The sequence below is a fragment of the Candidatus Nitrosotenuis aquarius genome, assembly GCF_002787055.1.
GTDB classification, from domain to species: domain Archaea; phylum Thermoproteota; class Nitrososphaeria; order Nitrososphaerales; family Nitrosopumilaceae; genus Nitrosotenuis; species Nitrosotenuis aquarius.
The window spans coordinates 34363-60506 of the sequence record NZ_CP024808.1 but is presented as its reverse complement, the minus strand read 5'-3'; the positions used below and the strand labels follow the sequence as shown (position 1 = coordinate 60506).

The window sequence follows — 26144 nt, the reverse complement described above, 5'->3', positions numbered from 1 at the left end:
ATTGGTAAATCCATCTAATAAACGAAGAAACGAATTTCAACACAGTGGATTTGGCAAATCTGCCAATTTCCTTAATTATTCTGAATAGATAATTTATGCAGTATCTCGGTGAGACACATGCTTGTTGAAAGTCTCTTGGCATTCATTTGGCGTCTCACCCGTTTTTTCTAGAATCGAAATCTTTTTGATATTACAATAGGAATTATTGCCAAGCTTAGTACCAGTGGTGCTAAAAATCCAAACTCCGGTACAACCGCGGTACCGACTACAGTAAGCGATGATGCACCCTCTGGCAGATCCATTTGCAGCGTGTAATGATCTGATGTCGAGGATATTATTTGATAATTGATTTGCTCTTGCGGTGATGCGGTAACTAGGATTATGAAATTATCGCCAACTGCATCAACTAGGCTTCTTGGAATTTGAATGGTTGCTATTCCTCCAGATATTTCCGACAAGAGAAATGTAACTGACTTTGATGTTTCATCTACAGTAATGCCAGAGATTGCGCCAGCCATCTCATATTTGATTGGGAATTGCACGTCATTGTACGATACGGTTTTTGTTCCCCCATCGAATTTGGTGGAATATTCTGTTGGACTGGTCGTCACATGAGAATCATGATCCAAGTGATCAGATGATTCAGACGCATCTGCATACCACGGCACAACCTTGCCTCTGATTCCATCAATGTTGACTGTTTGCGCCAGTGTGTATTTTGCATCATCTACTGATACTCTAAAGTAAGTCTCGTTGGGATCCAGTGGAAACTCAAAGACATACTTGTTAAGATCACCATGGCTTTGCTTGTTGAACAGCTCAAATGGATTCATTTTGGCAAGCTTTGCCGTAAATAATCCAGTTTTTCGTGCGTGAACTTGGACTTCGATGTCATCCAGACTGCCTGCGGTTCCGATTATGATTTGGGCAGTTCCGGTTTCCAAGGAATACTGGATTTCATAGATCGTCAGCTGCTTTGTTATTTGCAGTATTGCATGCTCGTACGGGTGATCTCCAGGCTCGTGCTCTGCCAAGGAAGCATGTGAATGTCCAGAATGACCATCATGTGATGTGGAATCATGTGTACTTGAATGGGAAGAGCTGTGTGAGCTATCACCATGGGTGTGAACTGATGTGTTTCCTGTTCCAACCAAATATGATGAAAAATGATCAACTGTTTTTGAATACGTGCATGTATGAGTACCTGTTGAAGATGGAGACAGACTAGATCCTACAGTACTCCAACTGCTTCCTTGTTGAAGATACAGTGTCACACCAGTCGGGCAATCAGAGCCTACCTTTTCTAATGTGAATCGAATGGTTGGATCTTCAGTGTAAACATTTGGATTAGAAAAATCAATGTCGCCACTTGTTTGAAAATCCAAGTATATTTTGGCAAATCCCGAAGGAATAGATGGCGAACTGGAGGGAATAGCATCATCTACTTTAACACTGATTCCAACATTGCTTCCTTGTGTGTTCATTGGCAGCTCAATTGATTCCAACATTGGATGATCACTCCCCTGAGATACCTTGTCTGCTCTGATCACAATGTTGGAACCAGGCACTATCGTATCCATTACAGGCGTAAGGATGAAATTTCCGCCATTACTGGCAACTGGTGCCACATACACTGGTGGGATGAACACAGTACTGGTACCAGATGAGATGTCAGTTGGAGGCGAATATGTCGGAATTCCAAGCGTACTAATTAATGTGGATGGAGTCGCAGAAGTTGAAAACGTCTGGGTGAAAACAACATGGTCAGGCGGAGTTGCAGTCAGTTTCTGAGATGCCACAACAACCTTGGCCGGCGGAAGGTCATTTTTGCTAGATATCGCAACGCCATTTATTTTGGCACCGCCCGTGTTTTTGAGTTTGTCATATATGGTATCGCTGATTAACGGAGGCTCTACTGTAGTAGACGTAGTCGTGGTAAAGTTGACAAAGGTTTGAATCACATAGCTGAATCCAGTTGTTCCCAGGATTTCATCTGATGCCACGGGATAAACGGCTGTTCCAAATCCAGCAGTTCCTTTGATCTGCATTATACCATACGTGCCATTGTTTACCCCGACTAGCTCTATTATTCCAGGCATTGGATCTGAATCAAATTGACCATTGTCTGAAACCACAAAATTAAACCAAGTAGTAAGATCCAGATAATCAGTCGCATTGGTTGTGTGGGAATAAGGATTTGGAGTTATGATGAATGTGGCATTGCCGCCAAGAAAGGGGTTAGCCTCTGTCTGGAAATTAAAAATTGTCAAGATTTGGGTGCTTGTGTTATTAACACATCCAGAACAGTTTTTGGCAGTAGTTAGACCATGCACTTCATTTAATGTTGGAGCTAAACAGACAAGAGCTAGTAAAACTCCCAATGCTAAAAATCGAGTGTCAATCTTTGGTGAGTTAGATCTCGTACTTTGATTATCGTATGATAATTGTTGTTCAAATAGTCTAATCAAAAAAAGTGAAAAAAAAGCCATTTTTAGTGGCCGCTGTGTGCAGCAGTGTCTATACTGACGCTTGCCTGAGGGTTTGAAAGATTCACTTCAGGGAAGTTCACAGTGTTGTATGGTGCGGGCATTGACCCTGTTGGACCATATTGGTTTGGCGGATTTATGTCGCCCATTACTCGTAGTAACGTAAATGATGCGGAATTTGCTGTTCTAAACACCACATTAATCTGTCCTTGATTTAACAATCCAATATCAGTTACCCTTGGTGCACCGGGATTGCCTACGCCGGAAACATCCAATGCTGGAATGTGTGAGTGATACACGCATGTTCCCGTAACTCCTCGAATTCCGCCAGAACTTGCATGTGGAACTAGGTTTAGCTGTGCTGGAGCAACCCATGTCCTATCAAGAAGCTCATCGATGTGCCCAGCAACCGGGGTGACCAGTGGCTTCTTTGTCGTGGGATCACATGGTATTCTGACTAGTAAATGTCCACTGACGTAGTTAGGACTAAAGTCTGCAATTGCAAGATAGTCTCCAGGCCTCATAACTTGTCCTGCCAACAAGACATTTGTAACACTAGGCAGCCCTCCACCTATCGCTCCTGTTTCAAAACCATGACTGGCAGTTGCATAATGATAAGTAAAACTGCCCAATGCCACAGCAGTAGCCACTACTGCAATTATCATTTTGGTGTCAAAGGTCTTCATTTTAGTTTTTGACTTGAGATTTTGTTTATATGATTTCTAGTAGAATCTTCAAACAAATTTTTCGATTCTACCAATTTTGTTTAATACGTATAAATTTTTTAAAAATCAAAATATGACAACGCAAAAAAACATCAAGCATCTATTGATAGTTGCTATTGTGGCTTCTTCAGTCATGTTTATGATTAATTTTGATGCTGTATATGCTCATATGAGCTTCGATATTGTTCCAGGAAGTGGAGTTTTCAAGGGTTCTGGTGGATCCATTAGTTCAGGCACAGGTATCGCTCCGACAAATGGCAACCATACGCTCAGAATTGTAATAGGCGAGACTGACGAGCCAGCATACACGGGTGGAATTCATGATTTAGAGATCAGAATGACCCACATGCAAACATCATTTGGATTAAACAATGCTCACAGGGATCAAACAAAGAGCGCCTATCAGCAGAACGACTTTACGCCGACAGGTAAAGTTCTCAAAGTTGACACGTACTTTTACCCAGCATCCACACTTTACAGCTATACAGATAATGGAAAGGCACTCTATGGAGGTGTAAAGTATGACAATTCTGGCACGAACCCAGGAGCAAATACTGCAGGGTTTTGGTGCAACAGCTCTGGTACTGTAAGCAGCAATGTGTTGACTGGAAATGCGCGTAACTGCGTACCAAATTCAGGTGGAGCTTTTGGCTACACTGATAGCAGAACTGGCATGTTTGCCAGGCCATTAGCAGCACACGAAGTCCCAACAGGATTTGTACTCGATGGCACATACAGACAAAGCATCAGACAGCACTACACCCAGCAAGGCCTGACTCTTTACCACATATACGGCAGCCTCAACTACTACAACGACACCAGCATAGGGCTAACAAACATCAACATGTGGACTGACGGTAAGAACATCAAAACTTTGTCTTTGTCTCAGGGAACAAACTACACAAATAATGTATTGCAGGCCCACTCAGGTGGAACCGTATCAAACAGAACAGCTACTATCAGCGGAGGATTTGGACTGGGCAACTTTACATCCAGCCCAACTACTAACGGTTACTCTCAGGGAATAGCTTGGCCTGACAACAGTGCAGGAACAAACGAGCAGACATACCCAACAGACATCAGAACTGCAATAGGACAGATCAGAGACAACACTTGGGACATTTGGAATGTTCTAGAAGACATTGCAAATGCAATCAATACGCTCAATCCGGTCCCAGCAAACCCAATAGCTGATCAGGCGCCAAGGAACTATACCAATTCTGGACCTACAAGCAACGGTCAGTATACATTCCCATAAGGGAAGGTTCACTCTTTTTCTTTATTTTTGATAGTTCTACCAGTCGCCTTAAATTGCAAAATTTGGCAATAATGCCAGTTGTCACTGACTGCATTTATCGAGCACAAAAGCAACATGTTCGTAGTAAGCGTACTGGCAGTAATTGGGATATTATTTTTGCCAATCATAATTCCAAACATTTTCCATGGATTTCACATTGCCCACATATCGCTACACATAGCAGGAATTTCGCTTGCGACATTTCTGACAATATCTGCAGCATACGCATATACCAAGATAAAGACAAGAAAGCTTGCAATAACCGCAATTGCGTTTTCAATGTTTGTAGTATCTGAGATAATCAAGATTATCGACGTGACTTGGCCCTACACTTTCTATTTTGGAACCATTACCATGGAGCAAATTAGTCATATGCTTATTATAGGAATGTTGGGCATATTTTCAATAGGAGTATTCAGGAGAGACTAAAATGGAAACTCGCGTCGAGGCCATACTGGAACTAGTAAGCAAGAATCCCGGAATCAGCTATTCTGAGATAATGCGCGAGACTGGATTCAAAAACGGCGTTCTGAGCCACCACCTATCCAAAATTGAAGAATCAGGCAAGATAACAATCCAGCGCAGTCCGCGAGTTGCACGGATTTATCCATGTGGAATCCAAGATCAGGAAGCTCAGCTAATCAAGGATCTTCGAAACCCAACCATGAAGAAAATTATAGTGTCACTGTTAGAAAAAGAACTTTCATTCAAAGAGATTACAAGAAAAGCAGAAAAATCTCAAGGAACCGTATCAGTATACCTCAAAGAAATGACAGAGCAGGGCATCGTAACCAGAAAACTGCATGAGAACGAGCTTGTCTTTTGTCTGGCAGACTCTAACTATATCAGAGAGATAATTGCCAAGCACCAGACCTCGCTGTTTGAGAGGACTGCAGACAACATCTCAGACATATTTAGCTCTATCTAGAGATTCTATTTTGATAATTCTACCAGAATTATTATTTATTTTATTTACAAAATTACCTTGATGAATACAAAACTAGCAACCCTAGTCGTATTTGCAGTAGCAATTGGCCTAGTAGGCAATGCTTATGCCCACAAGGACCAGGTAATTGGCGATTACAAAGTAGAGGTAGGCTGGACAAAAGAGCCTCCTGTGGCAGGAAAAGCCAACGCAATTGAGATCAACATCTCAAAGGCCTCAGCCACAGACAAAAAATCAACCACATCTCATGAGGGCCATGATGCCAAATCGACTGACAAAAAGACCACAAAGCACAGCCAGGACGAGAAAAAGATAACCAAGAAGGAAACAAAGCACTCCCATGATGAGAAAAAACCTACCAAGAAAAAAGCAAAGGACACTCACAACCACAAATCCGCTGGAGTCAAAGGTCTAGCAAAGTCACTGGAAGTAGACATCACTCTTAATGACAAAAAGACCACACTCAAAGTAGTCGAAGACAAAAAACAGCCAGGTCGCTACACCGCAAAATACACACCAGATAGTGAAGGACATCCAACAGTACACATCTATGCCAAAATAAAGAATGCGGAAATCGAAGGCTCGTTCCATCCGGAAAAAGTCGAAGCCAGATAATTTTTCTTTTTTTATGATTAATTAAGAACATGATACCAAGGACATCATGGACAAAGTTGCCCTAGTCACTGGATGCTCTAGCGGAATTGGCTTTGAGACTGCCTTGGCGCTGGCCAGAGAAGGATATCACACCTACGCGTCAATGCGAGACACAAAAAAGGGCGCAAAAATCCAAGAAATCGTAAAAAAGGAAAACCTTCCAATTACAATAATACCGCTTGATGTAGACAAGCCAGAATCCATCTCATCGGCAATAAAGCAAGTCATGACAGAAAAAAAGCGAATCGATGTTTTGGTAAATAATGCGGGATATGGAATTTTTGGGTGTCTCGAAGATCTCACAATTGATGAGCTAAAGGCGCAGTTTGAAACGAACTTTTTTGCTGTGGCAAGACTAATCCAGGAGGTAGCGCCAATTATGAGATCACAAAAGTCAGGTGCCATAGTAAACGTGAGTTCCGTTGCAGGCAGAATTGGCTTTCCTGGATCCCCAGCTTATATCAGCTCAAAGTTTGCGCTGGAAGGCCTATCAGAATGCCTCAGATACGAATTATCACCGTTTGGAGTAAACACAATAATCATAGAACCTGGCGTGATCAAGACCAATTTCTTTGGCTCAATGAGAATGCCAAAGAACGCCAAACCAGACTCGCCATACAAGGATATTACAAACAAGGTAGTGGCAGGAGTCAAGATGATGGCAGAAATGGGCACCCCTCCAAAAGAAGTGGCAGAGACAATAGTCAAAGCCCTAAAGGAGAAAAATCCGTTGCCGCGCTATCCAGTAGGAAATGATGCGATTATGTTTTTGGAGGCAAAGAAAATGAAGACTGACATTGAGTTTGAGAACTATCTCAAAAAAGAACTCTTTTGATGGGTTAACTTGATATAGCCAGAAAAGGCAGTTTTTATCAAAGTCCGCAGAGACTAGGTACGAATTATGAAATGGAAAACGCTACAACACAATGGGATCATCTTTCCGCCAGACTATGAGACCCGCGGAATCAAAGTCAAGATCAAAGGCGAGCCAGTCAAGCTAGACTTGCTCCAAGAGGAGATGATCTATCAGTGGGCAAAGAAAAAGGACACTCCATATGTTCAGGATGCCGTTTTTCAGAAGAACTTTGTTGCAGACTTTGCTGCCACCTTTGGTGGAAAGTACAAGGGCCTGAACATTTCAGATATTGATTTTTCAGACGCATTCAAAATTGTAGACCGAGAAAAAGACTCAAGACTATTGGTAACTAAAGAAGAGAAAAAGGCAATTGCTCAAAAACGAAAAGAACTCCGTGAAAAAATGAAGGGAATTTACGGCAAAGCAATCATGGATGGAAAAGAAGTCGAAGTGGCCAACTACATGGCAGAGCCTCCAGGAATCTTCATTGGTCGCGGAGATCACCCGATGCGCGGAAAATGGAAGCCCAAGATCACACACAAGGACGTTACGCTAAACCTAGGAAAAGAAGCAAAGGTCCCGCCAGGAAACTGGGGCAAAATTGTGCACGAGCATGATTCCATGTGGCTTGCATGCTGGACCGATGTATTGTCTGAGAAGATAAAATACGTTTGGCTTGCAGACACTGCAGGCCTCAAGCAAGAGCGCGACATGGCAAAATACGACAAAGCTGCCAAGCTCGGCAAGGAGATAGACAAAGTAGAGCAGAAGATAATTGCCGCCATGAAATCCAAGGATCCCAAAGAGGCCAAGATTGCCACTGCCTGCTATTTGATATACAGAACGTCGATGAGAGTCGGAGACGAAAAAGACCCAGACGAAGCAGATACCGTAGGTGCCACGACACTACGCAAAGAACATGTCAAGCTAGATGACAAGGGAATCCACTTTGACTTTTTGGGCAAAGACAGCGTCCGATGGGAGGAGACCATTCCAGTGCAGGGAAATGACGCCATGTTATTTGAAAACATCAAAAAGCTGGTATCAAACAAAAAGCCAAGCGATGAAATCTTTGACGGTGTAACATCAAGGCACGTAAACGAGTTCCTAAGTGGCATAGTCAAGGGCCTCACTGCCAAGGTTTTCAGAACTTATTTGGCAACAACTGAGGTCAAGCGATATCTGTCTGATAAGCTAAATGTCAAGGACAAGACTGAAAACGAAAAACTCTACATTGCAAAAATGGCAAACTTGCAGGCGGCAATCATGTGTAATCACAAAAGGACGATTCCAAAGAGCTTCGAGGCAGGCCTAGAAAAGAAAAAAGAACAGCTAAAAAAGCTAAAAGAATCTGTTCCTAAAACACCAAAGCAAAAAGAAGCACTCAAGCTCCGACAGGAAAAGCTAAAACTCTCAATTGAACTACAAGAGAAAACTCGCGACTATAACCTTGGAACGTCGCTTAGAAACTATATCGATCCGCGCGTATTCAAGGCCTGGACCAATGAAGTAAAGGCAGACTGGGAAAAGCTCTACACATCATCGCTGCAGAGAAAATTCCTTTGGGTCAAGTCCGTTGACGCCAAATGGAAAGATATTGCAGCTCAGTAATTTTTGGAATAATTTCAAAGCAGAATCATTTAATTGCGCCATAAAATTAGCCGTTTTTGTGCCGGGGTAGCTCAGCCTGGTTAGAGTGCCAGTCTTCTATCCCTCCGATAAAAGGGCATTACTCATAATCTGGAGGTCGTGGGTTCAAAACCCACCCCCGGCATACATTACGGTTTCTAGTCGCGGGTCCTAATCCAGCAATTCCGAATAAAACGAATAATTTAATCTGGTACATACAATACAGTGCTATTGCAGACAAAGGCGTGCAAATGCAATTGCAAATGTACCAGAATCATTTCTAATAATTACTATGAAATATGCATACATTGCACACTAGGAAACCATAAAGGCTTGTCAAAAACATGAATCAAAACATTAAGAATCTATTTAATGCGAGATTACTGGTTTCCTAAACATGGTAGTCACAGAGCCTGATAAGAAAAGCCAGGTTTGCACGCTGCGACTTCCGGCATCACTGATTGCAGAACTAAAAAAAGAGTCAAACTATGAAAAAGTAAATTTCAATTCACTCATACTAAAAATACTCTCAAATCACGTGTTATGGGGCAGATATGAGAGAAAGGTAGGACTACTTCCAATGACAAAGCCATTTGTCAATGCCGCAATACACAGACTAGAGGACAAGGAGATAGTCACCCTTGCCAAAGTGATTGAAAAGGAAACATTCTCAAATATTCTGCATTTTATGAAAAGGGATTACACTGTTAATGACTTCATAGAAATCTTGCGCGCATGGCTCAACGTGGCATGGATGCAGCACAATGTAGAACAAAGCCAAGACTCGTACATTTTCACCATTCAGCACGAGCTTGGTGAGAAATGGTCTTTGTATGTCGAAACGCTGGTGCGGGAGCTATTCTATGACATTATTAATAAAAAATTAGAAATTAAATCAAAGCGAGGAAACATTACGCTGATTTTTCCGATTGAATAATCTGTAATACAATGTAATGCTACTAGTATAAGTGGAATTAACTGCACTAGTATTTTGTGAGAGAACACTCAGGTAATCAAGTCATTCTCCCTGTACCGACAGTTACTTTGCTCTCTCGCCTTTTTTTCAAATTTGATTTGAGGATTGATGGAAATGCTTCGATCTAACAAGTTCTGCACATCCGTTAGTTGTATGGATGGAAGAATTCAACTTCCAATAATACATTGGCTCCAAGAAAAATACAACGTAGGCCACGTCGACACCATAACAGAGCCAGGAATTGACAGATTATTTGCAAATTTTGCCAAAATGGAAGAAATCAAGTCAAAGGTATCAATCTCAGTTAGCAAACACGGCTCAAAACTAATCCTAGTTTCCGGCCATCACGATTGCGCAGGAAACCCGGTTTCAAAGCAAGAGCACATACGACACATCAAGAACACCATGGAGATTGTTGAATCATGGAAATTCCCGGCCAAAATAGTCGGTGCATGGATAAACGAAGACTGGGAAGTAGAAGTAGTCTAGATACAATTCACACTGATAATTACGGCTTCATCAGAATTTTGCCAAAGAAATTGCCCTTGAGCATTTTTGTGTGAGCTTCGGCTGCATTCTCAAACGAATAGGTTGAATCTATCTCTGCTTTGATTTTGCCCTTGCTCATCCAGTACAGTCCCGCCTCCATCTCTGCTTTTGTTCCCTGAGTCGAGCCAAGAACATTGATTCCTTTGAAAAAGATTTGTCTTAGATCAATTTTTGCGTCATAGCCAGTTGTTGCGCCGCACGTTACAAGCGTGCCGCCATAGTTGAGCAGTGATAGTTGCTTGTTAAAGTGAGTCTCGCCGATATGGTCAAATGTCAAATCCACCCCGGGTCTTCTGCCCTCTTTTGCGGCAATGTCCTTGGTTATCTTGTAGACTTCTTTGGACCAGTCTTCCTTTCTGTGGTCCACTGCGTAGTCTGCACCAAGTTTTAGGCACTTGTCTAGCTTGTCCTTGCTGGATGTGGCTATCACATGGCACCCGTACAGCTTGGCAATTTGTATGCCAAAGCTGCCAACTCCAGAGCCGCCGCCCATAATGAGTACTATTTGGCCTGGCGTTATCTTTGCCCTTCCCACCAACATGTGCCATGAGGTAAGAATTGTCATGGATGCGGCCGCTGCTTCCTCGTAGCTTACCCCCTCTGGGATCTTGGAAATGTTTGTCTCCGGCAGGTGAACTAGCTCACTGTATGCTCCCCACAACGGTCCTGTCTGAAATCCCCAGACCTGCCTTTTTGTACAGTCAAATTCCCTTCCCGATGTACACAGATCACATGTCCTGCAGGCAAGATTAGAGTGTGTCACCACTCTGTCTCCTATTTTGAAATTAGTTACATCCTCGCCTACTGCGACAACATCTCCTGCTGCATCAGAGCCAGAGATGTGTGGCAACGGAATTGCAATTGGGACCCCTCTCATTCCCCAAATATCATTATAGTTCAGAGCAGCTGCCCTGAGCTTGAGAACAATTTCGTTTGATTTTGGTTTTGGATCAGGGATTTCCTTTACTTTGAGAATTTTTGCATAATTATCGTCAGGAGCATATTCTTCGTATACTAGTGCCTTCACGAGTTGAGTTCCATGCACCAGTATTTAGTAACAAAGAATACACTGTAATGTGTTGTAACGCTTCAGTTTAAGTGCGATTTTTCTGAGATCAAAAATATGAAGATTAGAATTTTAGCAAATTCCGATTGGTGGTAATAGATTGGGCAGCACATGTAATGGAGTGTGTTACCAACACAGAGTAACAAAGGGCAGTCCAAACAAGGGCAAGTATCGTTTTGGGCAAAAGAGGTGCCAGGTTTGCGAGGTTTATGTCACATGGGATGGATTGCGATGCCCGTGTTGTAATTTTATGCTAAGAACAAAGCCAAGAAACACAAAATTTAAGATCAAACTAGGGCAAGCCATCGAGGCATACTAAATTCAGAGGCAGGGTCGACATAAATCTAAAAAATACAATAGCACAAACAAAATCAAATTGCAAGAAATCACCGATGATGAAAAGAAGGCACTGACGCCAGAATCCGGATTCAATCTGGTTGGTGTCGACCCCTTTGCCGCACCAGGTAATAGACTGTACTTAATTGAGCACTTTGATTTGTACCAAGATGCGCTCAAAGCAAAAAAGTCCCGCAAGAGCCAAGACGAATACCTAATTTTGTATTACGGGCAATAGTACATTTGTCAAATCTACCAATTTTCTCAAATATCACAATTAGAAACCAATTATAGAAAAGCCATACCATGCCCGACCATAGTGGAGTCATTTCCAGGCTTTTCCATATGTTTTTTTTAAAACCACATTGAATTGTTTGTTGACATCAAACATCCAAATTGCTTTATCCAATTTTTGACCCATAAACAAAATGACTAAAGAATTTTGCCACCTCTGCAAAGAGGGCGGAAAACAATGCGTCAGCGTAAATGAATCTCAGGAATATGCAATACTTGCAACACACCTAAAATGCGCATCCTGTGGCAAGCCGCTTGCCTAGGAGGCTAGTTTTTCTTCAATTACCGACTGGAATACTGAATACGGTTGTGCCCCGCTGATTTGCGTGCCATCCCCGTCTGGGCCAATTATGATAAATGTCGGAGTAGAGCGTGCGCCGCTTTTTGTTGCAACATTTTTGTTTTGTTGTACTCTGCTGTCATATTTTCCAGAATCAAGGCATTCGTTGAATTTTGCCGAGTCCAGGCCAGGCAGTGTTGATGCCAAGTCCTTGAGCTTTTCTGCTCTTGCCCATCCGTCGTTTTCATGCCCCTGGTTCTTGTACAAGTGATCATGATACTGCCAGTACAGGCCTTGCTCGTCTGCGCAATAGCTTGATGCGTGCGCCTTTGGAGAATCAATTCCAACTATTGGTAGGTCGATATAGATGAGCTTGACTTGGCCAGAATCGATATAGTTTTGCTCAATTAACGGCTTTGTCTGCAGGTTCCATCTCTGGCAAAACGGGCACTGATAGTCGCCGAATTCTATTATGGTGACAGGTGCATCATCAGAGCCAAGTACTGGTGAGCCGTTGTTTGTGTCCATCAATGTTTTAGTTGGGCTAAGATCCACTCCGCCGCTTGCCGCCACAATACCAATTATTGCTGCAATTGTGGCAATGATCCCGATTCCTATGAATTTTGTCTTTGATTTGCGGACCGGTTTTTCCTTTTTGTTCTTGCCCACAGGGACGGTTTTTTGTCTTGTCTAAAAAACATTAAGATCTTTTGGCTACCACCAGATCAACTAGGTATTGCAGATTCGCTCTTTGGTGCAACTTTAGATTCCACTGTATGTGGCTTGGCTTTTTTGTCGTGCTGGTTATGGAAAATCCAAGCTTGGTAATTTCTTTTCGTATGGTATCTTCGTACAAGGGTTCTTTGACTGATTTTGCGCCACGCTCATAGTCATATGGGTCCGATAGTACCAGTGTGCCGTGTTTTGGAACCTGGCTTGCAAGCGTTTTGATTAGTTTTTTTGGCTCTACCAGCTCAAAGAGGTTCAATCCAAGCACCAGATCAAACTTTGTTTTGCCAAATGGGTGCTCCATAGAATCAGCCACAAAGTAATCCAGATTTTCCCTGCCTGTCTTTTTTGCTTCAAGTATTGCATAAAACGACTTGTCAATTCCAAACACCACATCACATTTTCCTGCAAGGAATCCAGTCATCATACCAACAGAGCAGCCATGTTCTAGTGCAAGATTTGCCTTTGGCAGTATTTTTTGAATCATACCATAAAATCTTGATTTTTTATTATTCCGATATATGACTGCCCATCTTTTTTCAATTATGGAGAGGTCTTGGGATTTTGAAGCCTTGGATAATGCAGATTTTACAAGAGACTTGATTTGTGCGGTTTTTGCCGAGAGGAGCAATTCACCTCCAAGCTTTGCGCGATTTGACAGATATTCTGCAAAATCATCCCACAACACCGCTATGCCGTGAATGACAGGATATGTCAGACCACATTTTGTGCATGATAACAATCCTTCTATGATTTGCTCCTTTTCTTTGTATGACTCTAGCTCCAGCTTGGAGTGACACCTGACACATCTCAGATAACTCAGGCTGGACTTGAGCAAACCAAATCTCAGAAAATACTAAAACGAATTAAACGTTGGTGCGCCCAACCCAGGAATTCCAAGATGACACTATTCTACCAAACATGTCCATCCACGAATGCAGCATCTCGTTGCCAACTTTCATGGCATCAACTGCCATGTCTGCCTGGACTTTTTTGTAGTTTGCATATGCATCTAGGCCTTGCATGTATTGATCAACCCATGAATTGTAGAGCTGGCCGTATGCATTGACTATTCCCTTGTCTAGTCCCAGTCGGTCAAAGTACTGCTTTTGCCACAAATAACACGTGCCAAAAAGATTGTCCACACAGTGCAGAAATTCCGTGTGAATCTGAGTATATGCTTGCAGGTAAATCGGAGTTTGATATTCCAGCTTGGTTACAACCTTATGGACACTGTCCTTCCACACATCGCATACTGAGAGATATTGCGGTGCAGGTTCTTTTCCCAAATTGTCCTCCAGGTTTGCCCATTCTGATTTTTTCTCTTGGTTTACTTGCATTAAATCACAATACCAATCCAAGTCATATAGGGACAATGTTGTACCAAGTAAACAAACCCCAGTTAATGTTAAATTGTCTGCCAAAAGCTGATTCTCGTTGACAGAGCTTGAAGAGTTTGCAGATGCACTACTGGATCAGATTTCCGTAGAAATCAATGAGGAAAAAGACATTGCAAACTTGTCTGCGCGAATCTCAGAGGATCCGGAATTTACAATAAGGTTCGATACGCCGCAACAAATCGTACAAAAAATCATGCCAGATCTTGCGCAAAAAATAATGAAATTTACCGGAATTGCGCCAAATAATACCATCAGAGTAGAGTTCCCAGACCTCGAAGAGCTCAAAAAAATCAAGGGCCGCAAGGTTTTTGCAACTCAGGACGCTCGAGGATTTGTCGACAAATTATTTGCGGCACTGGCAAAGCAGGAACGCCAGTCCATTGCAGGAATAATAAAAGAGGACACTGCCAAGTTTTTGGTCTATTCCACATATGCAAAATCCTACATTTCAAAAATCTCCACAACCTATGGCGACTATCTGGATGATACAATATTTGTAAATAATTTTGTTCTGTCCAGCTATCCGCAGATAATTTTGTACAAGCAGGGAAAACCATATTCACTTCGATATGAGGGAGTAAGGTCTGGCTATGTCGGTGCGCTGAAAATGACCATTCTAGAAGAGCTGGTCCACTCTATACAAAATGACCTATACGAGCAAAACAAGCAGGCAGTAATCGAGGTAAACCAGATAAACGAGGAATTGGCAAAAATCATCCTGAATCTGGATGATTCCACCGCAGGCAAATTATCAGAATATCTGCAGCTGCCAGACGTTCCACCGGAATTTCCAATAGCAAAAATGGCAAACCTGTTCTTTACGCTAAATCCTGACAATTTCATTGTCAATGTTCTTGGGCCCGACGTGATGACATTTACCAAAGTAGAGATAGACCCTACCATATCAGCAATGATTCCGCAATTATTGGGCATTTACCAGAGATGGCTCGTTCCAATACAGAGACATCACGCAATATTTTCCACAATGGAGGGAATGGCAGAATTTTGCGTTCAAAACATTTTATCAAACGACGAGGATTTTGCCCAGTACCTCACGACATTCATGGGGACAGACATTTCATCATACCAGGTAAGAAAACACATGGGCAAAGACCTAACAAGTCTGGTTTATTCCAGTCATGGCAAAAACACGTTCCAGACTTTGTTGCAAAATCCGCCAAGCACGCGCGAGCTCAAAGATCCTCAGTTATATCTAAAGAGAATCAACCAGAAATAATGGAAAAATTCGATCCGTTTGTTGCAGAATGGGTTGCGTTTGCGCAGGACCCAAAATACAACCTAGTCGAAAAATGCCTCAAGCTTGCGCAAATTCTGGAATATCCGGATTTGGACATTGAATCCAACATTCAAAGAATAAACGAAATTGCAAAATCACTCAAAGTGATACTATCTGATGTAAAAAATCCCACGTACCTAATATCGATGCTAAATGAGCACCTCTTTGACACGCTAGGATTCCATGGAGACGCCGACGACTATTACAATCCAAAGAACAATTTCCTCAACGAGGTACTGCAAAAAAAGAGCGGAATTCCAATCACGCTGTCAATTCTTTATGTAGAAATTGCAAGAAGGATAGGCCTTGACTTGAAAATATGCGGATTTCCAAGCCATGTCGTGGTAAAGCATAATGAAGAGATGATCCTAGATCCGTTTAGTGGCGGGCATCTATTATCAATAGACGACCTAGAGGACATTTTGTTTAGAAACTTTGGAGAGGAGATCGAGTTTTCCCCAGAGTTCCTAGACGAATTACCAGAGGATAAAATCCTAGTCAGAATAATCCGCAACCTGAAAAACTCGTACGCCCAGTCCTATGCATATGAGAAAGCACTGCGATGCGCAGATATGATACTAGCTGTAGAGCCAGAATCACCTGATGAAATACGCGACAAGGGAATTATTCTGGAGCGGCTGCAAAAATACCAGCCGGCACTAGACCACCTAAACAAGTATCTGGAAATTGCGCCAGAGGCTCAAGATGTTGATTTTATTTTGGAATTGATCAGAAACACTAGGGAAAAGTCTAGTCAATAATAGATGTGACGTCGTGGCCGCGCTTTATCTGTGAGATTTCGTGTCGTGCCAGCTTGTTGCGTAGTGCTTTTTTGAGGACATCTACTTCGTTGCGCAGTGACGCTATTTCGTCTTCCAGTTTGGCTACGCGCTCATAAATTGTCTCGCCTTCAGTACTCATTACACCGTACAATCAGAAAAAGAGCTTAAAAATTTATGGGTTAACTTTTTTGCCAGTTTGCTCTACAAATCAAACTCTTGGTTGCACGAGGCGCATTTTGCGTGCTCGGCTCCAACTTGGCCTATGATGAAAATACGACCCACGGTTTGACATTTTGGGCAAAATCCGGTTGTGACATTTTTTGGACCTGTCTTGATTATCTTCTGTGTCTTTCGACGTCCCATTATAGGAAGGGTTTGTGAATCGTCTATTAAGTTTAAGGATTTGGCCATGCATACCTGTGTTGGCATGATCAAAGAAGATTCCTTGAAATTAAACGATGTTTTTTATAGTTAAATTTGCTCCCCATTATTCAATGCTGACTAGTGCGGTCATAGACGATGATGAGGATACCGCAAAGGTGTTTGCAGAATATCTTGAAATGCTGGATGTCAAAGTCATTGCGGTTGGACATGATGGACAAGATGCAGTCGAGATACACAAAAAATACAAACCCGACCTTGTGTTTTTGGACTTGTCAATGCCTGACTATGATGGAATTTATGCCCTAAAAGAAATTCGAAAAACAAGTCCATATGCCAAAATAGTCATCATAGCTGCAGATTTAGATTCTGACGATCATGAAAAACTAGACCAGCTCAACCCTACCGCCATTCTCCTCAAACCATTTGAGATAAATAAAATAAAATCATTATTGGGTAGAGCCCTAGAAACAAACAGTGTGGTAAGTAACGAAAAACAAGCGCTAATCAGCTTTACAATAACACAAGCCCTCCAAAAACTAAGTCCTTCAACAGTAGAAGAGGTCGGAAGGCGTCTGCATGCAAAGCATGGTTGTTATTTTTCTGATTGTCTAGAACACCCAGAATATCTAAAAGATATACTACATGAAATGTTTGGCAATGGTTCTTTAGCAATAATAAAGACGATCAGAGAAAGTCTATCCGAGGTCAAAGACCAGCATCCAATTGCCAATTTTTTACAAGTGATATGCAGCTAGTTTGAACGCCAGTATACTGCTAACAAGCAGAAAATCCCTTGTGTCACTTCTTGCCACAATCACAGTTAGTATTCTAGCTGCTAACTATTTTGGCCAAGATTATGCAGAGATAACATCTAACATTTTGAATTTGATAATAACAACTCCATTGGTTGCAATATCCATCTTTTTACTAATCAAAGAAGGAAACCGCGGGGATTTTGGAAGAGGTTGGATTTGTTTTGTCGTTTTTGTTGTTCTTTGGTATATTGCAGAGAGAATCTGGACAGTCTACGAGATAATATACAGAGTAGACCCTTGGCCATCGGAGGCAGACTTTTTCTGGTTGGCAGGTTATCCTTTTTACATCGCATTTGCAATTTTCTACCTCAAACCGTTCAAAAACGCAATATCACTCAAGACGGTCGTCTTTGCCATAGGAGTCTCCCTAGTAATTTCTGGATTTCTAATATACCATACATGGAGTGAATCCAACTTGATGATTTTGAGACTGTGTTTGGTCTTTCATATCCACTTGCAGATGCCATGTCACTTGTACCAATCATAGTGGGGCTGGTTCTTTTCTTCAGGGGTGAGATGAATTTTCTTTTGTCATGTCTTTTGATCGGCATGCTCTGCTTTGTTGCAGCTGATTATGGTTTTCTTGTTTTGTCTTTAGATGAGACATACTACACAGGACACCCAATTGACATTCCGTATCTTTGGGCATATCTTTTGTTTGTGTTTGGGGCATACAACCGCTCAAGAATGTTTACAAGGCCAAATGATGAGAACAGGTTCAATTTTCAGGAAAAGTTCCGTTAGTTATAGGAAAAATCGTAAGCGCGGGGGATGGGATTTGAACCCACGGGTCCTTGCGGACATGGGATTAGCAATCCCACGCCCTACCAGGCTAGGCGACCCCCGCTCAAGGTCTGAAAATACCAATCTGTAAATAAATTCAGCCGTTATTCTTCGCCGGAACGAGTATAGTGTTCCACTATGCTTTCCAGTGGGATTTTTTTGCCGCCGACAATTTTGAGGTCGACGTGGATTTTCTTGTTCTTTATAGTAATGATGTTGTAGGTGTTCTCGAACAATCCCCGGACTCGCTCAGACGATGCAGTGCCTGCATTCACTATGGATAATCCTTTGAAGTTCCAGATCCACGGCCTGTGCTTGTGGCCGCACAACACCAGATTGACCTTTGTTGCAAGTATAGTTCTTAGAACATCGCCTGCATCAATTACCTCTACTCGTGCGGAGCCAGTATCTGGAATACCAACCAAATGATGATGCATTGCCAGAATCTTTATTTTATTTTCATATTTTTTCATGGTTCGCTCTAGCCAGAGGTTTTGTCTGTATCCTACTTCGCCTTCGTCCCTGTCGGGTCGAGCTGTCCCTATTGTTATTACTACTACTCCGTCGCCAAGGTCGTTTACAGTCTCAAATGGAAAATGCTTTTTGAACAATAGATAACCGGTGTTTCTGTAATCGTGGTTTCCAGGAAGCGCGATGATTTTTTTGGTTTTCAGTCTTGCCATCAATGATTTGCACTTTTCGTATTCCTTTGTGAGGCCTTCATTTGTGAGGTCGCCCGTAAGTATTACTGCGTCCGGCTTGAGCTCGTTTACCTCCTCTATTACCTGCTCAAATGTTTCTTCCTTGAACTGCGAGCCCACATGAATGTCTGAAAGCTGAACAATTATCATTTGATGTAATTTTAGAAAAATCAGCTAATGTAGTTTTCTTTCAAGCCTAGAGTTAAATAATCAAATTTTGCCCAACAAAGCTGAATTGGGCAAAAAAGCAACCGTGATCAAGGGCGACGGAATAGGACCAGAGGTAGTCGATTCAATGATCAAGGTGTTGCAAGAGTGCAACTCCCAGGTAGAATTGGTACTAGCTGATGCAGGCTCGGAGCAGTGGCAGAAAAACGGCGAAAAAGACCCAACATACATTCCAGAAAACACCATGAGGTTACTGGAAACGACGAATGCGTGCTTCAAGGGCCCAACTACCACAATACCAAAGCCAGGTGCGCCTCGAAGCGTTGCAGTAACACTGCGACAGAAATTTGAGCTATACTCTAACATCAGGCCAATCAAGACATACAAGAGAGTCACTCCAAACCACGACTTGGATTTTGTCTGCTTTAGGGAGGCAACCGAAGGCCTCTATACCGGAATAGAAGTCCAGCTAACAGAGGACGCGGCAATTGCAATTAGAAAAATCACACGTCCTGGCTGTCGCAGATTCATCAATTCTGCAATGAGTTGGGCAAAAAATTACAATATGAACAAGTTTGTTGCAATTACAAAACGCAACATTCTCAAAATGACAGACGGAATTTTCTGGGACGAGGTCTGCAAGGCAGGCGCTCAGGTTCCAGGCCTAGAGGTTTCTGAAATATACATCGACAATATGATGCAGCAACTAGTGGTAAACCCATCACAATTCAACGGCGCAGTTTTAGCAAGCACTAATCTGTTCATGGATATTGTATCGGAATTGGCATCTGGAATCATCGGCTCTATTGGACTGGTGTATTCATCAAATATGGGTGATAATTACGCAATGTTCGAAGCAGCACATGGAAGCGCGCCGTCGTTTAAGGGACTAAACAAGGTAAATCCGACTGCAGCTATACTATCTGGAGCATGGATGGTTGAATATCTTGGCGAGCGAGACATAAGAAATGCAATTTTTGCGGCAACAGAACAGGTAATCAATGAGGGAAAATCAGTCACGTTCGATATCGGCGGAACTGCCACAACACAGCAAATGACTGACGAGATCTGCAGAATTGCAAAGACAAAGCTAAGAAAATAATTTTGCCTCTACAAGTATCAATTCTTCAAAGAATAGTTTCTTTTTTGCCAATACCCTAACATCAAATCCAAGTAGTTCTGTCTCTCGCATCAGCTTTGTGTAATTTGCAAGAGATGAAGTCAAGTACAGCATTTTGCCTCCAGGCTTGAGCCTATATTTTGCAGATTTTATTATCGGGATTGGAATTTCGAGGCCTTCCCGTCCACCATCAACTGTTCTATCTACAACATCATCTGATGGTAGATACGGCAAATTGCACACAATAAAATCAAATTGCGCTCCTAGTGCATCTGCACCAACACAACATACTCCGTTTTGGATTTTCGAGCCCTGTCTTGATATTGTATTATAGTCAATGTCGGTTGCAACGACCAGATCAAAGTTTTTCTCTAAAATTTTAGCCAGATAGCCAGAGCCTGTGCCAACTTCTAGCGCCGCTTTGCCTTTTTCGTCTTGTATGTGATCTGCCAGAAAAAAAGTGTCCTCTGCTGGATCATACCTAGAGTTGCTTTGCAATTTTGATTATCTCGTCTGTGCTTAGCTCCTCTAGTCTTTTATCTGATTGTATGGACTTGCCAAATGATTTTGCAATATTTGATATGGTCTTTCTTCTCTGCGAGAATAATTTTTCCACTGAATCTATCAATTCTTGGCCGATCTGCTTTTTTGGCGTCAGTCTCAGTACCACAGAGTCAACCTTTGGTGGGGGAGAGAAATTACTCTTGCCAACCTTTACAATTTTCTTAATATCAAAGCAGTAATCTGCAATCACAGAGATTGCATGGATGTTTCTGCCTTTGGCAGCCAGTTTTTCTGCAAATTCCTTCTGGACCATTACTATGGCGCACTTGAATTTTTTCTGTCCTAGCCACTCTATTGCTCTTTTACTTTCAGAGTATGGCAGATTTGACACAAATATGGTAAAATCGACATCTATTCCAAATCCATCACCGTACATTATCTCCAGTTTTGGAATCTTGGAGAATTTGAGTATGGCATCAGAGTATAATGATTCATCTGCCTCTATTGTTATGACGGATTTTGCATTTTCGCACAACAATGGCGTGAGAATTCCAGGACCAGTTCCTATCTCAAATACTGTGTCTTGCGGCGTGATTTGTGCAGAGTCGACTATTTTTTGAGCAATGTTTTGCGATTTGAGAAAGTGTTGGCCCAGTCTCTGGCGCCTATTTTTTGACAAACAGTGTCACTTTGACTTCGCCAGTTATCTCATCCATGATTCTGTCGATGATGTGCTTCATTGGTTCTTTGAGGCCAACTCGCTCCTGCAAGTCCGCAAAGCTGGTAAATTTTGTCTTTTCTCGCTCTTCTAGGATGGTCTTCATGTAGGTTTTTCCAATTCCCGGAATCAACTCCAGTGCATGAATTCTCGGCGTCAGTGGTTGTGCGTTGTTGATGTAGTCTACAAATCTTTTTTCATTGTTTGATACAATACTGGTAATGACATTTTTGAGCTCACTCTGGGCTGCCGCTGAAATGTGCGAGTGTTCTAGCTTTCCAAGTACCGATTGTATTTTTGTTCTGCCTTCTTTTCCAATATAGATTCTCTCGCCAATGTCAAATGCAGTGCCCTCCATTCCCAGGACCTCTAATAATGTCAGTCTGTCTTCACCTATTGCGGTTATGATTATTCCTTCGCGTCCACGCACTGTGGTTGCTCTGCCACGCGTGACATAGTCTAGGACATATGCATATTCTTCATACTTGCGTGGTGGTACATGACTCCTTTCCAAAAAAGATCACCTAATTCTCTAAGAGTTCCCCTTGATGATGTTTAGAATTTTTTCTAGTGTTTCTGCTAGGATGAGTTTTTTCCATCCAAATGTGAATGCTCTAAGCTCGGCAAGTGTTGTTGGCATTATATTGACAATTTCTACTGCCTCTTCTTCTGTTAGTCCGCATTCCTTTTTGAGTTCCTGCTTGATCTTTTTTGCAGATTTTGAATCAAGCTTGGTAAACTTGGTAACATAATCATGAGTCCATCTCTGGATTTGGTCCATTTTCTCTGGATCCTCTTTTTCCAAAATCTCTTTTACTTCCGCCAATGAAATTGGCTGGCTTTTCTTTACTTGTTCCATTATTTCACACCGAACGGTTTGATATGGTCCAATCTAGTGATTAAGGTTTTCGTCTTGTTACCTAGCTTGACATCTATGGTTACTGCACGTCTTCCAACTGCGGTTATTGTTCCCACTTTACCGTGGTATCTTCTGTGTGGCAAAGACTTGTGCTGTCTTGGATCTACAATCACCAGTGCCTGGTCGCCTTGCTTGTATTCTCTCATCAAAAACGCCACTCCACGTGGTTGTTGTTTTGTTAGTGCGGATCTGGACTTGTGTCTAAATCCATGAGAGTGGCCAGATGGCTTCTTTGTAGTCATACAAAAAAAGGGGTTTGGAGCCCTTATTTTAAACCTTAGACCTATTCCTCTTCGGCTTTCTTCTTCTTTTTGGTATCATCCTCAGGATCGGCAATTCCGCCTTCGGTAACCGTAAAGATTACCTCTTCCTCTGGATGGTGAGGACTGTCTACCATACGAGCAATTCTCTTTTTGCCAGATTTTTTGAAGTAGATTCTATACGTGCTGGTGTGTGCAACTACGTTTCCGCCAATTGCCTTGATTGGGTCGCCAAAGAAGACATCTGGGGATGCCTGAACTTGGTTTGTTGCAATTGCTGCACAGTTGTATGTTTCTGCTGTTCTAACCAACAGATGCATGAATCGGTTTAGTCTTTGCTGTCTCTCAGATAGTGTGCCTCTTCCGAGGTATTCGGATCTGAACAGACCTACTGCCGAGTCTGCAATGATTAGCTTGATGTTGTGTTGTTCTATGATAGCGCCAGCTTCCTCGAGGATCAGTGTTTGGTGTGCAGAGTTGTATGCGCGAGCAACAATGATGTTGTCCAGTACTTTTTCTGGATCCAATCCCTTTGCTTTTGCGATTGATACGACTCTTTCTGGTCTAAAGGTGTTCTCAGAGTCGACATATAGTACGCCGCCGCCAAGTCCGCCTTCTTCCTTTGGCTTTTGTACCATCACACATGCAGTGTGACAGAACTGGGTTTTACCAGAGCCAAATTCACCATATACTTCGGTTAGTGCCTGGGTTTCGATTCCGCCGTCTAGCAGCTGATCAAGGCATTGTGTACCGGTTGAGATTTTGCCAATGTCCTGTCTTCTTTTGTAGATTTCAGTTGCAGTGACAAAATCCTTGGCAATTAGGCCCTGTTCGACTAGAACCTGCCTTGCCTTGGTCACTATCTTTTCTGCTGTCTCCTTGTCCATGCCAGTTACTTCAGCGATATCGACTGGACCTCTGACAACTAGGTCCATAATGTTGTGTATGCCTGCGTCAGTCATCTTTTTAGTGGTGACTGGGCCTACGCCGTCAAGACTGTCAAGTCTTAATTCTTCTACCATACCGTAAGGTACGGTACCTTACCTAATTAAAGATGTCGATTTAGGATTCTGTCAAATCTGTGGTTGATCTATGAGGTGTAAAGTTTCGGTTGATAGCCACCAAGACCACCAAAAAAGCTAAATACCCCTAGAAAAAATAAGGGGTAGCTGAAAGTTCTTGAATATTCAAGAAACTAATCAGACTTTGATGAACGTAGTCACCCTTTGACTAGAGCACTTTGGTGCTGTGTCAATACGCGTGCAAGATGTGCCTGTCGAGGTATCTTTGCACACGTAGGTGTACGTTTTTTTGCATGAACAGTTGTCTGCCATGGCGATCAAGACATGGTTCTACTAGTTTAAAAAAGTTGGTATGTTTCAGTACCATTACTTTGTTATACGGTACTAATTTTTGGTATTCCAACCAGCGGGGCAGTATTTTTTCTTAGCCTCGTCAGCCAGATCGATCTCTTTCTGAGTTTGTTTAAACTCTAAGTTGAGATCATTAAGATTTGTTCTAGTTTCCTCAATGGATTTTTTCAGATAATCGACATAGTAAGTTAACGCCAAACAGAGGTTTTTTCTAGCCCATTCTGTTAAATCAGTATCATCATATCGGGCCAGATTTTCTCTTAACTCTTTCACATCATCCGCATTTTTGTTTAGATCATTACTAACAAGAGATTCTAAACCGTCTTCTTTGGAAACCATTCTCAGCTTATCTTCGTAATGGTCTAACGCCCTGTGGAAAATATCTTCATAATCTTCAAAGAGTTTCATTTGATTTCTTTCTTCAACGCTTCCTCTATCAGTTCGGCTAGAGTGATCTTTCGCTTTATAGCTTCGATTTTGGCTCTATCGTGTAGGCTTTCCTCTATTTTGATAGATGTGACCTTCTTCTCACCCATGGATAACAAATACTACTAACATTATTTAAATATTTACAGAAATATTAATATAATGTTACAATACTACTAGTAGTATGGAAAACATGAGAGAGCAGAAAGGCAAAGAAATAGCCTTGAAATCAGACCTAATCAGAGTTTCAGACTATCATTATCACGTTCACTCGCAGACCACTAACCGAGATTATGATGTAATCAAGGTAGATAGTAAATGGACTTGCTCATGCCCAGAACACGTAACCTTTTACATCTGGCATGATAGTATAATACGCCAATCTTTGATTTAAGATTGACCTACAACTAATCACACTTAGGTTGACATTTTAGCATATCCCATGAGTTACGAATGTTTTGATACAATCAAAAATTAACACCTGTGTTACTGGGTTTAAACTAGATCCCCATCAGTTTCTTGCGATACTGTAATTTCAGACAATTCTTGCACACACAATCCGAATATTCCGGACTGACTCTATCTTCCTTAAAACACCAGCAAGATTCGTTTTCCTGGCACTCAAAGGACTGACCACATCTAACACATTTTTTGTCCAATTACACCCCAATACAGCATCAATCAATAATTAGTTTTGATGCCTAGGCGTGCATTGCAAGACCCATGATGGATTTTCCGGCAAATATTGCACCAATTGACAGCCCTACATTTGCCAAGATGTTAAGTGCAACTAGGCCAAACTGCTTGTTCTCAATTAAACTACCAGATTCCAATGCAAATGCAGACATGGTAGTCAAAGACCCGCAAAACCCAACTGCCAAGAACAATACGTATTTTGTATCAAGGCTCCATTGCGTCGATGCTACAAAAAACAAGCCCAGAATAAAGCTGCCAATCACATTTACAATTAGGACATTTACTTGGAGCGCGCCAAACAGTATTGGCGACTCGGTAATTTTGTATCGCAAAAATGTGCCCAATATTCCGCCTGCCGCAAGCAGGCCAAGTTCCAGTCCTTTCATTACACATAACAAAAATCAATGAGATTTCTAAATGAAGGTTTGATAATTCAGACCAGTCAGAGTGATTTTTTGCTCATTTTATATGACATTTTAGATGCGCTAGAAGACATGGTTTTTCCAGACTTGTCCTTCTTTGAGCAAGATTTTTCCCCACCCTCTGCGTCTGCTTCCGGCATGCTGGTTACTGCTATTGTCAATAGTGGCAGTATCATTAGCAATACCAAGAATTTCAGCTTGCCATTCATGTTTTCTATAATCCAAAAATGAAATAAAAAGTCTTCTACTGTTTGCTCAGCTTTTGCGTGTGGCCGCGGTCGGTCTTTACCGCATCATCCAGTTTTTTTCGCAGTGATTTTACGTGGTTTTCCTCACACTGCCAAGAGCAAAACTCGCGGGCGTTTCCGTCAAATTGTTCTCCGCAGGTCTTGCATTGTTTCATGTGATATGAAGTTCATATTGTTAATTAAAAAATGTGTTGTCCACGAGGCCAGCTTATTAGCTAAAATCATGGATGCATTTTCAATTTTGGAAATATGAGCAAAGACTCGGGGATTCGCACGTCCCAAGTCTTGGCCCATTTTAACCGCCA

Annotated in this window: 36 protein-coding genes and 2 tRNA genes; 17 read left to right on the top strand and 21 right to left on the bottom strand. The window is 42.0% G+C overall.

The genetic code is table 11. From position 1 onward, the window contains the following. Nucleotides 1-167: 167 nt before the first annotated feature. The gene (locus NAQ_RS00395; RefSeq protein ID WP_100181730.1) at nucleotides 168-2270 is read right to left on the bottom strand and encodes a hypothetical protein; all 2103 of its coding nucleotides are present in this window, start codon (nucleotides 2268-2270) and stop codon (nucleotides 168-170) included. A 221-nt stretch (nucleotides 2271-2491) separates the two neighbouring features. Beyond that, nucleotides 2492-3172, bottom strand: coding sequence for a hypothetical protein (locus NAQ_RS00390; RefSeq protein ID WP_100181729.1), 681 nt, complete (start codon nucleotides 3170-3172; stop codon nucleotides 2492-2494). A gap of 112 nt (nucleotides 3173-3284) precedes the next feature. On the opposite strand from NAQ_RS00390, the gene NAQ_RS00385 reads away from it, so the two are divergent. The 9 genes from NAQ_RS00385 to NAQ_RS00345 all read left to right on the top strand — a co-directional run bounded on the left by NAQ_RS00385 (nucleotide 3285) and on the right by NAQ_RS00345 (nucleotide 10058). Then, nucleotides 3285-4469, top strand: coding sequence for a hypothetical protein (locus tag NAQ_RS00385; RefSeq protein ID WP_100181728.1), 1185 nt, complete (start codon nucleotides 3285-3287; stop codon nucleotides 4467-4469). 78 nt (nucleotides 4470-4547) lie between these two features. Beyond that, complete coding sequence (locus NAQ_RS00380; protein ID WP_100181727.1) at nucleotides 4548-4937, top strand: hypothetical protein; 390 nt, start codon at nucleotides 4548-4550, stop codon at nucleotides 4935-4937. 1 nt (nucleotide 4938) lies between these two features. Further along, nucleotides 4939-5436 (top strand): winged helix-turn-helix transcriptional regulator, encoded by a 498-nt coding sequence (locus tag NAQ_RS00375; protein WP_100181726.1) that lies wholly within the window; start codon nucleotides 4939-4941, stop codon nucleotides 5434-5436. 60 nt (nucleotides 5437-5496) lie between these two features. Then, nucleotides 5497-6069: a hypothetical protein gene (locus NAQ_RS00370; RefSeq protein WP_100181725.1), complete on the top strand. Its 573-nt coding sequence runs from the start codon at nucleotides 5497-5499 to the stop codon at nucleotides 6067-6069. A gap of 46 nt (nucleotides 6070-6115) precedes the next feature. Further along, on the top strand, nucleotides 6116-6943 hold the full coding sequence (locus tag NAQ_RS00365; protein WP_100181724.1) for an SDR family oxidoreductase: 828 nt from the start codon (nucleotides 6116-6118) through the stop codon (nucleotides 6941-6943). 66 nt (nucleotides 6944-7009) lie between these two features. Further along, on the top strand, nucleotides 7010-8575 hold the full coding sequence (locus tag NAQ_RS00360) for a DNA topoisomerase I (protein WP_100181723.1): 1566 nt from the start codon (nucleotides 7010-7012) through the stop codon (nucleotides 8573-8575). A gap of 60 nt (nucleotides 8576-8635) precedes the next feature. Further along, a tRNA-Met gene (locus tag NAQ_RS00355) sits at nucleotides 8636-8738 on the top strand. A 252-nt stretch (nucleotides 8739-8990) separates the two neighbouring features. Further along, nucleotides 8991-9530, top strand: coding sequence for a hypothetical protein (locus NAQ_RS00350; RefSeq protein WP_100181722.1), 540 nt, complete (start codon nucleotides 8991-8993; stop codon nucleotides 9528-9530). Nucleotides 9531-9677: 147 nt separating this feature from the next. Continuing rightward, nucleotides 9678-10058: a carbonic anhydrase gene (locus tag NAQ_RS00345; RefSeq protein ID WP_320410623.1), complete on the top strand. Its 381-nt coding sequence runs from the start codon at nucleotides 9678-9680 to the stop codon at nucleotides 10056-10058. A gap of 19 nt (nucleotides 10059-10077) precedes the next feature. On the opposite strand, the gene NAQ_RS00340 is transcribed toward NAQ_RS00345, so the two are convergent. After that, nucleotides 10078-11145 carry a zinc-binding dehydrogenase gene (locus tag NAQ_RS00340; RefSeq protein WP_100181721.1) on the bottom strand — a complete coding sequence of 356 codons (1068 nt, stop codon included), beginning with the start codon at nucleotides 11143-11145 and terminating at the stop codon, nucleotides 10078-10080. A gap of 415 nt (nucleotides 11146-11560) precedes the next feature. Here NAQ_RS00340 and NAQ_RS00330 point away from each other — a divergent pair, with 415 nt between their 5' ends. Together NAQ_RS00330 and NAQ_RS10360 are read left to right on the top strand one after the other, a co-directional pair. After that, complete coding sequence (locus NAQ_RS00330; protein WP_100181719.1) at nucleotides 11561-11758, top strand: hypothetical protein; 198 nt, start codon at nucleotides 11561-11563, stop codon at nucleotides 11756-11758. Nucleotides 11759-11948: 190 nt separating this feature from the next. Continuing rightward, the gene (locus NAQ_RS10360; protein ID WP_256387155.1) at nucleotides 11949-12077 is read left to right on the top strand and encodes a hypothetical protein; all 129 of its coding nucleotides are present in this window, start codon (nucleotides 11949-11951) and stop codon (nucleotides 12075-12077) included. On the opposite strand, the gene NAQ_RS00325 is transcribed toward NAQ_RS10360, so the two are convergent. From NAQ_RS00325 to NAQ_RS00315, 3 genes are read right to left on the bottom strand one after another with little or no spacing between them, the layout of a single operon-like run. Further along, on the bottom strand, nucleotides 12074-12763 hold the full coding sequence (locus tag NAQ_RS00325; protein WP_100181718.1) for a DsbA family protein: 690 nt from the start codon (nucleotides 12761-12763) through the stop codon (nucleotides 12074-12076). The two genes, NAQ_RS10360 and NAQ_RS00325, sit on opposite strands and share 4 nt — an antisense overlap. Nucleotides 12764-12794: 31 nt before the next feature. Continuing rightward, a complete protein-coding gene (locus tag NAQ_RS00320; RefSeq protein WP_100181717.1) occupies nucleotides 12795-13661 on the bottom strand; it encodes a methyltransferase domain-containing protein in 867 nt (288 codons plus the stop codon). A 28-nt stretch (nucleotides 13662-13689) separates the two neighbouring features. Then, nucleotides 13690-14163, bottom strand: a complete 474-nt coding sequence (locus NAQ_RS00315; protein WP_100181716.1) for a hypothetical protein — start codon at nucleotides 14161-14163, stop codon at nucleotides 13690-13692. A gap of 97 nt (nucleotides 14164-14260) precedes the next feature. On the opposite strand from NAQ_RS00315, the gene NAQ_RS00310 reads away from it, so the two are divergent. Beyond that, on the top strand, nucleotides 14261-15460 hold the full coding sequence (locus NAQ_RS00310) for a hypothetical protein (protein WP_100181715.1): 1200 nt from the start codon (nucleotides 14261-14263) through the stop codon (nucleotides 15458-15460). Then, complete coding sequence (locus tag NAQ_RS00305; RefSeq protein ID WP_245871626.1) at nucleotides 15460-16281, top strand: SirB1 family protein; 822 nt, start codon at nucleotides 15460-15462, stop codon at nucleotides 16279-16281. The genes NAQ_RS00310 and NAQ_RS00305 overlap by 1 nt, the downstream gene beginning before the upstream one ends. On the opposite strand, the gene NAQ_RS09935 is transcribed toward NAQ_RS00305, so the two are convergent. Together NAQ_RS09935 and NAQ_RS00300 are read right to left on the bottom strand one after the other, a co-directional pair. Further along, nucleotides 16271-16441: a hypothetical protein gene (locus NAQ_RS09935; protein WP_162858540.1), complete on the bottom strand. Its 171-nt coding sequence runs from the start codon at nucleotides 16439-16441 to the stop codon at nucleotides 16271-16273. The genes NAQ_RS00305 and NAQ_RS09935 overlap by 11 nt on opposite strands. A gap of 62 nt (nucleotides 16442-16503) precedes the next feature. Beyond that, nucleotides 16504-16665, bottom strand: coding sequence for a hypothetical protein (locus tag NAQ_RS00300; protein ID WP_162858539.1), 162 nt, complete (start codon nucleotides 16663-16665; stop codon nucleotides 16504-16506). A gap of 131 nt (nucleotides 16666-16796) precedes the next feature. Here NAQ_RS00300 and NAQ_RS00295 point away from each other — a divergent pair, with 131 nt between their 5' ends. The 3 genes from NAQ_RS00295 to NAQ_RS00285 are packed head-to-tail and all read left to right on the top strand — an operon-like array spanning nucleotide 16797 to nucleotide 18245. Then, the gene (locus NAQ_RS00295) at nucleotides 16797-17441 is read left to right on the top strand and encodes a response regulator (protein ID WP_162858538.1); all 645 of its coding nucleotides are present in this window, start codon (nucleotides 16797-16799) and stop codon (nucleotides 17439-17441) included. 1 nt (nucleotide 17442) lies between these two features. Beyond that, complete coding sequence (locus NAQ_RS00290; protein ID WP_100181712.1) at nucleotides 17443-17988, top strand: hypothetical protein; 546 nt, start codon at nucleotides 17443-17445, stop codon at nucleotides 17986-17988. Next, on the top strand, nucleotides 17967-18245 hold the full coding sequence (locus tag NAQ_RS00285) for a hypothetical protein (protein WP_100181711.1): 279 nt from the start codon (nucleotides 17967-17969) through the stop codon (nucleotides 18243-18245). The genes NAQ_RS00290 and NAQ_RS00285 overlap by 22 nt, the downstream gene beginning before the upstream one ends. A gap of 19 nt (nucleotides 18246-18264) precedes the next feature. On the opposite strand, the gene NAQ_RS00280 is transcribed toward NAQ_RS00285, so the two are convergent. Together NAQ_RS00280 and NAQ_RS00275 are read right to left on the bottom strand one after the other, a co-directional pair. Continuing rightward, nucleotides 18265-18348, bottom strand: a tRNA-Ser gene (locus NAQ_RS00280). Between the two features lie 40 nt (nucleotides 18349-18388). After that, nucleotides 18389-19135 (bottom strand): metallophosphoesterase family protein, encoded by a 747-nt coding sequence (locus tag NAQ_RS00275; RefSeq protein ID WP_100181710.1) that lies wholly within the window; start codon nucleotides 19133-19135, stop codon nucleotides 18389-18391. An 85-nt stretch (nucleotides 19136-19220) separates the two neighbouring features. On the opposite strand from NAQ_RS00275, the gene NAQ_RS00270 reads away from it, so the two are divergent. Next, complete coding sequence (locus NAQ_RS00270; protein WP_100183357.1) at nucleotides 19221-20255, top strand: isocitrate/isopropylmalate dehydrogenase family protein; 1035 nt, start codon at nucleotides 19221-19223, stop codon at nucleotides 20253-20255. Here NAQ_RS00270 and NAQ_RS00265 read toward each other — a convergent pair. From NAQ_RS00265 to NAQ_RS09930, 11 genes are all read right to left on the bottom strand, one after another. After that, a complete protein-coding gene (locus tag NAQ_RS00265; protein ID WP_100181709.1) occupies nucleotides 20244-20771 on the bottom strand; it encodes a HemK2/MTQ2 family protein methyltransferase in 528 nt (175 codons plus the stop codon). The genes NAQ_RS00270 and NAQ_RS00265 overlap by 12 nt on opposite strands. Then, complete coding sequence (rsmA, locus tag NAQ_RS00260; protein ID WP_100181708.1) at nucleotides 20755-21456, bottom strand: 16S rRNA (adenine(1518)-N(6)/adenine(1519)-N(6))-dimethyltransferase RsmA; 702 nt, start codon at nucleotides 21454-21456, stop codon at nucleotides 20755-20757. Before rsmA ends, NAQ_RS00265 begins: the two co-directional genes overlap by 17 nt. Further along, complete coding sequence (locus NAQ_RS00255; RefSeq protein WP_100181707.1) at nucleotides 21443-22009, bottom strand: DUF655 domain-containing protein; 567 nt, start codon at nucleotides 22007-22009, stop codon at nucleotides 21443-21445. The genes rsmA and NAQ_RS00255 overlap by 14 nt, the downstream gene beginning before the upstream one ends. Before the next feature lie 18 nt (nucleotides 22010-22027). Next, nucleotides 22028-22354 carry an RNA polymerase Rpb4 gene (locus NAQ_RS00250; RefSeq protein ID WP_100181706.1) on the bottom strand — a complete coding sequence of 109 codons (327 nt, stop codon included), beginning with the start codon at nucleotides 22352-22354 and terminating at the stop codon, nucleotides 22028-22030. After that, nucleotides 22354-22656 carry a 50S ribosomal protein L21 gene (locus tag NAQ_RS00245; protein WP_100181705.1) on the bottom strand — a complete coding sequence of 101 codons (303 nt, stop codon included), beginning with the start codon at nucleotides 22654-22656 and terminating at the stop codon, nucleotides 22354-22356. The genes NAQ_RS00250 and NAQ_RS00245 overlap by 1 nt, the downstream gene beginning before the upstream one ends. A gap of 41 nt (nucleotides 22657-22697) precedes the next feature. Continuing rightward, nucleotides 22698-23696: a DNA repair and recombination protein RadA gene (radA, locus tag NAQ_RS00240; RefSeq protein WP_100181704.1), complete on the bottom strand. Its 999-nt coding sequence runs from the start codon at nucleotides 23694-23696 to the stop codon at nucleotides 22698-22700. Nucleotides 23697-24080: 384 nt separating this feature from the next. Beyond that, the gene (locus NAQ_RS00235; RefSeq protein ID WP_100181703.1) at nucleotides 24081-24455 is read right to left on the bottom strand and encodes a hypothetical protein; all 375 of its coding nucleotides are present in this window, start codon (nucleotides 24453-24455) and stop codon (nucleotides 24081-24083) included. Further along, the gene (locus NAQ_RS10355) at nucleotides 24452-24583 is read right to left on the bottom strand and encodes a hypothetical protein (protein WP_256387154.1); all 132 of its coding nucleotides are present in this window, start codon (nucleotides 24581-24583) and stop codon (nucleotides 24452-24454) included. Before NAQ_RS10355 ends, NAQ_RS00235 begins: the two co-directional genes overlap by 4 nt. Before the next feature lie 591 nt (nucleotides 24584-25174). Next, complete coding sequence (locus NAQ_RS00230) at nucleotides 25175-25555, bottom strand: fluoride efflux transporter FluC (RefSeq protein WP_100181702.1); 381 nt, start codon at nucleotides 25553-25555, stop codon at nucleotides 25175-25177. Between the two features lie 56 nt (nucleotides 25556-25611). Then, entirely contained in the window at nucleotides 25612-25800 is a 189-nt protein-coding gene (locus tag NAQ_RS00225; protein WP_100181701.1) for a hypothetical protein, read from the bottom strand. 35 nt (nucleotides 25801-25835) lie between these two features. Next, the gene (locus tag NAQ_RS09930) at nucleotides 25836-25994 is read right to left on the bottom strand and encodes a hypothetical protein (protein WP_162858537.1); all 159 of its coding nucleotides are present in this window, start codon (nucleotides 25992-25994) and stop codon (nucleotides 25836-25838) included. Nucleotides 25995-26144 lie beyond the last annotated feature (150 nt).